This is a genomic window from Xenorhabdus sp. IM139775 (assembly GCF_028598745.1).
Classification (GTDB): Bacteria; Pseudomonadota; Gammaproteobacteria; order Enterobacterales; family Enterobacteriaceae; genus Xenorhabdus.
Genome location: NZ_JAQRFK010000003.1, coordinates 81,669 through 88,460, shown reverse-complemented (window position 1 = coordinate 88,460; position 6,792 = coordinate 81,669). Strand labels below are relative to the sequence as shown.

General features: G+C 42.4%; 6 protein-coding genes. 3 read left to right on the top strand and 3 right to left on the bottom strand.

Features of this window, described 5'->3' with window-relative positions:
- Positions 1–3: 3 nt before the first annotated feature.
- From PSI17_RS01400 to fbaB, 3 genes are all read left to right on the top strand, one after another.
- On the top strand, positions 4–138 hold the full coding sequence (locus PSI17_RS01400; RefSeq protein WP_273550234.1) for a YegP family protein: 135 nt from the start codon (positions 4–6) through the stop codon (positions 136–138).
- Positions 139–397: 259 nt separating this feature from the next.
- Complete coding sequence (gene trhP, locus PSI17_RS01395) at positions 398–1,792, top strand: prephenate-dependent tRNA uridine(34) hydroxylase TrhP (RefSeq protein ID WP_273550230.1); 1,395 nt, start codon at positions 398–400, stop codon at positions 1,790–1,792.
- Positions 1,793–2,405: 613 nt separating this feature from the next.
- The gene (gene fbaB, locus PSI17_RS01390) at positions 2,406–3,455 is read left to right on the top strand and encodes a class I fructose-bisphosphate aldolase (protein WP_273550229.1); all 1,050 of its coding nucleotides are present in this window, start codon (positions 2,406–2,408) and stop codon (positions 3,453–3,455) included.
- Between the two features lie 94 nt (positions 3,456–3,549).
- Here the strand turns inward: fbaB and thiD are convergent, their stop codons facing one another.
- The 3 genes from thiD to PSI17_RS01375 form a co-directional block, all read right to left on the bottom strand.
- Complete coding sequence (thiD, locus tag PSI17_RS01385) at positions 3,550–4,347, bottom strand: bifunctional hydroxymethylpyrimidine kinase/phosphomethylpyrimidine kinase (protein ID WP_273550228.1); 798 nt, start codon at positions 4,345–4,347, stop codon at positions 3,550–3,552.
- Between the two features lie 163 nt (positions 4,348–4,510).
- Complete coding sequence (cspE, locus tag PSI17_RS01380; RefSeq protein WP_273550227.1) at positions 4,511–4,720, bottom strand: transcription antiterminator/RNA stability regulator CspE; 210 nt, start codon at positions 4,718–4,720, stop codon at positions 4,511–4,513.
- Positions 4,721–5,357: 637 nt separating this feature from the next.
- Positions 5,358–6,722: an amino acid permease gene (locus PSI17_RS01375; RefSeq protein WP_273550226.1), complete on the bottom strand. Its 1,365-nt coding sequence runs from the start codon at positions 6,720–6,722 to the stop codon at positions 5,358–5,360.
- Between the last annotated feature and the right edge of the window lie 70 nt (positions 6,723–6,792).

Genomic DNA, 6,792 nt, shown 5'->3' with positions numbered 1-6,792 from the left:
GTTCTGAAAGCCCGGAATCATCAGGTTATTGCTATCAGTGAAGCTCATGCCAACGAAGCAAATATGAAGAAATGTATGCAGTCTGTCATGAAAACCGGGCCGACAGAAAAAGTCCGTGATCTGACCAAACAGAATTGACAGACACAATGATTGACAGATGCAATGAACGACCCGCGCCGTATCTGCGGCGCACTTTCTTTTGAACCTCTTTTTTCAATCCTCGGTGGGCACGCTTCAGTGCAGATTTTCCCTATTTCCATAATATATTTGTGCTAATGATAGTTGTGCTAATGACAGTATAGGCGCTAAAATCCTCCCTTCTTTAAACCTTACCCTTAGTAATGATAATGAAGACGGGTAAGGGCTGACTTGAACTCAGACCGAGAACGTTGACAATATGTTTACTCCAGAATTACTTTCTCCTGCCGGCTCCTTGAAAAACATGCGTTACGCATTCGCGTATGGCGCTGATGCCATTTATGCCGGACAGCCCCGTTATAGCCTGCGTGTTCGCAATAATGAGTTTAACCATGAGACATTGGCACAGGGCATTAAGGAAGCACACGAATTAGGTAAGCGTTTTTATGTGGTGGTCAATATCGCCCCCCATAATGCAAAGCTGAAAACGTTTATCCGTGACTTAAAACCCGTCGTGGAAATGGAGCCTGATGCCTTGATTATGTCTGATCCGGGCTTGATTATGATGGTGCGCGAGGCATTTCCTGAAATCGATATTCACCTTTCGGTTCAAGCTAATGCGGTTAACTGGGCCACCGTCAAATTCTGGAAACAAATGGGATTGACACGCGTCATTCTTTCCCGCGAACTTTCGCTGGAAGAAATAGCTGAAATCCGCCAGCACGTCCCCGATATGGAGCTTGAGGTTTTTGTGCATGGCGCACTGTGCATGGCTTATTCTGGCCGCTGTTTGTTATCCGGTTATATCAACAAGCGCGACCCTAACCAAGGCACCTGCACCAATGCCTGCCGCTGGGAATATAATGTGCAGGAAGGTAAGGAAGATAATATCGGCAATATTGTCCATGTGCACGATCCTATTCCGGTCAAAACTATTCCAGTCAAAACTATTCCAGTCAAAAACATCGAGCCGACACTGGGTCAGGGAGCACCAACGGACAAGGTTTTCATGATAGAAGAAGCCAAGCGTCCGGGCGAATATATGTCGGCGTTTGAAGATGAACATGGTACTTATATCATGAACTCCAAAGATCTACGTGCCATTGAACATGTGGAAAGATTAACCCAGCTAGGGGTTCACTCACTGAAAATCGAAGGCCGTACTAAATCTTTCTACTATTGTGCCCGCACCGCTCAGGTATACCGCCGTGCTATAGATGATGCCGTTGCCGGCAAACCTTTCGATTCAACCTTGATGACGACATTGGAAGGTTTGGCGCACCGTGGTTATACCGAAGGTTTCCTGCGCCGCCATACCCATGATGCCTATCAAACTTATGAATACGGTTATTCAGTGTCAGATACCCAGCAATTCGTTGGAGAATTTACCGGCAAGCGGGTCAATGGCTTGGCTGAGGTGGCCGTGAAGAATAAATTTCTTGTCGGGGATCAGTTGGAACTGGTGACACCATCAGGCAATATTAACTTTACGTTAGGATCCATGACAAATAAAAAAGGCCAAACCGTGGAAGTGGCACCGGGTGATGGGCATCTCGTTTATCTTCCTGTTCCTGAAGAAATCAAGCTGGATTATGCCTTACTTGTTCGCAACTTAAAAAGTGGCAATACCAGAGCACCTCATTCACAAGAATAACAAGTGAAATAATTCGAAATAGGATTTTAAAGAAATTGATCTATTTTTTTAGAAACAGATCACATCAATGCTAAATTATTTCTCGTATTATCGGTATTGAAAAATAAAGAACAAAAAAAGTTTTACTGTAAGACTAGGAACCACCTCCTTGGCTAGCTCAATCTCCCTTGGGCTGGCCTTTTCTTTATAGACCAATAAATGATAAAAATCAGTAAATTCAAAGTATTAAAAAAACACTTCATCAACAAAAATCATTAAGTTAATTTATGTTTTTAAATTTAAATAGAGTATTTATTAACCTTCCATTAATCACATTATTTATAATGATCAAGAAAATTACCTTTCGATAAATATTGTTAGGATTTGTTCAGTTTAATGAAGGAAACTTTGAGAAAAAATAATCCAAATTATCCAGTTGCAAAATAATCTCAAGATTTATTTATTCCCACACCAGATCAGTATTATTTCACTTTATTGTTATGCAGGATGGTTAAATTTTAGCAATATTCGCCTTCACTGAAGCGATCCACTGCGGCTTCCCTCGCCACTTACCTTGTGATCAGTTTAAATATAAACAACAATCAGTAGCGCCCTTTGCAAACTGGAGTTAATCATGACTGATATCGTTAAGTTGTTAGGAAAAGACGCAGAGCATTTATTGCAACATCAGTGCAATACCATTCCACGTGAAAATCTCTATCTCCCCGGTACAGATTTCGTTGATAGAGTCATGCTCGACAATAACCGCCCCAATACTGTTCTTCGTTCGATGCAGGCCTTACTGAACCATGGCCGTCTGGCCGGCACGGGTTATCTGTCCATTTTGCCGGTAGATCAGGGAGTTGAACATTCTGCCAGCGCTTCTTTTGCTACCAATCCTCTCTATTTTGATCCCAAAAATATCGTTGAACTGGCGATTGAGGCAGGCTGTAACTGTGTTGCTTCAACTTACGGGGTTCTGGCGGCGGTTTCTCGCCGTTATGCACATAAGATCCCCTTTCTGGTTAAACTCAATCACAATGAGACGCTGACCTATCCCGCTCAATATGATCAAACTTTGTATGCCAGTGTCGAGCAAGCATTTAACATGGGCGCCGTTGCAGTAGGCGCAACCATCTATTATGGCTCTGCCGAATCCCGCCGCCAAATAGAGGAAATTTCAGCCGCCTTTGAACGGGCCCACGAATTAGGCATGGTGACCGTATTATGGGCTTATCTGCGCAACCCAGCTTTCAAGAAAGATGGGGTGGATTACCATACCAGCGCTGATTTAACGGGTCAGGCGAATCATCTGGCAGCAACAATCGGTGCCGATATCGTGAAACAGAAAATGGCGGAAACGAATGGGGGCTATACGGCTGTTGGGTTCGGGCACACAGATAAACGCGTCTACAGCGATTTGACCACTGAACATCCGATTGATCTCGTTCGCTATCAACTTGCTAACTGTTATATGGGACGTGCGGGATTAATCAATTCAGGTGGCGCTTCCGGGAATAATGATTTAAGTGATTCTGTTCGCACTGCTGTCATCAATAAACGTGCCGGAGGAATGGGATTGATCCTTGGCCGCAAGGCGTTCAAGAAAGCGATGAAAGATGGCATTGAGTTAATCCACTCTGTACAGGATGTTTATCTCGACAAGAAAATTACTATCGCCTGATTACGTTGTTTGGCGCTCTACTTTCAAGATGGGGATCCCGGCATCCCCATTATTGAAGCGCGATCCTATTTCAGCACGATCCTATTTCAGCACATCACCACCATTGATGAAAATGGTGGAGTGGCCCAATACCATGACCAACATCCAAGCTATCTGCCTGTGCCAGCGCATTTTGTAAATATGTTTTTGCAACCGGCAACGTACTTTGCCAATCAGAATAACGTGGCCGCAATGCAGCCAGTGCCGCAGACAACGTACAACCCGTTCCGTGGGTATGCCGTGTATTCACTCTGGGAGCAGTAAAACGCCACTCCCCTTCCGGGGTAAAGAGCCAATCCGGGCTTTCTTTATTATCCAAATGCCCGCCTTTCAATAAAACCGCCTGACATCCCATTGAAAGTAATGCACGCCCCTGCTGCAACATGGCATCTTCGCTAGTCGCAAGATCACATTTCAAGATGGCTGCCGCTTCTGGTAAATTGGGGGTGATCAAAGAAACCATCGGCAGTAATTGTTCTACCATTGCGGTAATGGCTTCCGGTGATAACAAGGGATCACCGCTTTTCGCCACCATGACCGTATCCAATACAAGGTAAGGAACAGGATAGCGTCGCAATGATTCTGCGATCACAGCGATATTCGCCGCATTCGACAACATGCCAATTTTGGCGCTGTCTATCCTGACATCGGCAAGCACTGATTCTAACTGCGCAGCAACAAAAAGAGGATCAAGATCATACACCGATTGTACGCCCAGTGTATTTTGCGCGACCAACGCAGTGATCACTGTCGTACCGTAAACGCCAAGCGCGGAAAAGGTTTTTAAGTCGGCCTGAATGCCGGCACCACCGCTAGGATCGGTTCCTGCGATAGTCAGTGAGTTAATTCTCATTATGGTGATCCCTACCACCAGCTAAAAAAAGTAAACATAAAAATCACTCTATTAGTATCCTAATAGAGTGATATTTGCAATAAGTTATCGTTAGAGAATAAAACTAAACTAACGATAAGTATATTTAGCCAGTAATCAAATATCAGCCAAATTAAACTTGTTACTATAAAGCTGTAACGTTTGCAGCAGCAGGACCTTTCGGACCATCCTGAATTTCAAACTCAACTTGTTGGCCTTCAGACAATGTTTTAAACCCATCTTTTGCAATTGCAGAAAAATGTACAAATACATCTTTGCTACCATTGGCTGGAGTAATAAAACCAAAACCTTTAGACTCGTTGAACCACTTCACAGTACCAGTGATTTTTGCCATTTCAAAAATTTCCTTTGAATCACTTTATTCGCCTATTGGCATAAAAATAAACAAACCAGTATTGGTTTCTGTTATTTATTAACAGAACAGTACTTCGTTTACCCATGAGTTTTATCACATATTCTTTATATAATCGCAAGCCATTTTTTTCAGGTGCTGGAGCCAACGCACATATTTTCAATGCTCAATTTCCATTTCGATTTGAAATTACTCAATACCCTTTAAGTTATATAACCATATGAATTAATGTAAAAATAAAATCTTACCCTAAAGAAATTTCTTTAATAAGTTTAATATATAATACTGTTTTTCATATCTGTTATGGTGTAAGCCAGAGAGTTATCGTTATACAAAATCTATTTTTGATAACAATAAAGATTATTGCTAATTCCGACTATTCTTTTTTTAACATACAATATAATTGTTTTACATGTAATCAGATTACTTTTTGTTTATCATTTATTAAATATTATTCAATTATAATATTTACGCGGCCTTTTCTATTCCCCGATGATATTCCCATACGGAAAACTAATTTCATAAAGTAAAAAACACGCCAAATGATCACTGACAATAAAAGTCAGTCGGGCATCATACCCGACTGAAAAAACGTGAAATGGATTAACGGCAGGTTTACTTATCTTCTGGCTTTCTTTGATTGAGCAATCAAGTAACCAAGCCATAGGACACCAATCCACAACGGCATCAAGATGACTGAAATGCGAATGGGTGGCATGGTAAGAATAATGATGAGAATGAACGCCAAAAATGCCAAACACAGGTAGTTCCCAAATGGGTACCACAGTGCCTGAAATTTTGTTTTGACACCTTCTTTATCTTTAGCTGCACGGAATTTCAAATGGGCACAACAAATCATAATCCAGTTAATGACCAGAGTGGTTACCACCAAAGCCATCAACAGCTCAAATGCTTTACCGGGTATAAGATAGTTAACCAATACCCCCATTGATGTTGCCACTGCTGATAAACCAATAGACAAGACAGGGACATTACGTTTGTTAACCTTTGTGAGCACATAAGGCGCATTACCTTGCTTAGCCAAACCATACAGCATCCGACTATTACAATACACACCACTGTTATAAACAGATAATGCGGCCGTTAATACCACCACATTCAGGATATTTGCCACCCACAAGCTATTCAGGTCATGGAAGATCAACACAAATGGACTGCCGCCTTCGACCACTTTCATCCACGGGTACAGCGACAGCAAGATAGCCAATGAACCGATATAAAACAGCAAGATGCGATAAACAACTTGGTTAGTTGCTTTTGGGATATTTTTCTCAGGATTTTCCGCTTCTGCTGCGGTAATGCCCACCATTTCCAAACCACCAAATGAAAACATGATCACAGCCAAAGCCGTAATCAAGCCAGAAATCCCATTTGGCATAAAGCCGCCCTGCTGCCATAAGTTGGTGATGCTTGCCTGTGGGCCACCATTACCGCTAATCAGTAAATAGCACCCAAAGATAATCATTCCGACAATCGCACTGACTTTAATGATAGAGAACCAGAATTCGGTTTCACCATATAACCGAACATTAATGAGATTGACGAGATTGATCAGTACAAAGAATATGGCGGCAGAAACCCATGTTGGAACTTCCGGCCACCAGTATTGGATATACATGCCAACAGCCGTTAACTCTGCCATGCCAACCAGAATAAACATGGCCCAGTAATTCCAGCCTGATAGAAAACCGGCAAAATTTCCCCAATATTTATAAGCAAAGTGGCTAAACGAGCCTGCTACTGGCTCCTCAACCACCATTTCCCCCAGTTGGCGCATAATTAAAAAGGCAATAAACCCACCGATCGCATACCCAAGGAGTACTGAAGGTCCTGCCATTTGAATGGTTTGGGCAATGCCCAAAAATAACCCTGTTCCTACTGCACCGCCGAGAGCAATAAGCTGAATATGCCTGTTCTTTAAACCACGCTTAAGCGTAGATTGTTGTTCTTGTTGTTCTGCCATCTAGTCCTCTTTTTACGATGCTTAGAACCCGTCTCATTAAAAGCTGTTTATTTGCACAAAATTTGTCGAG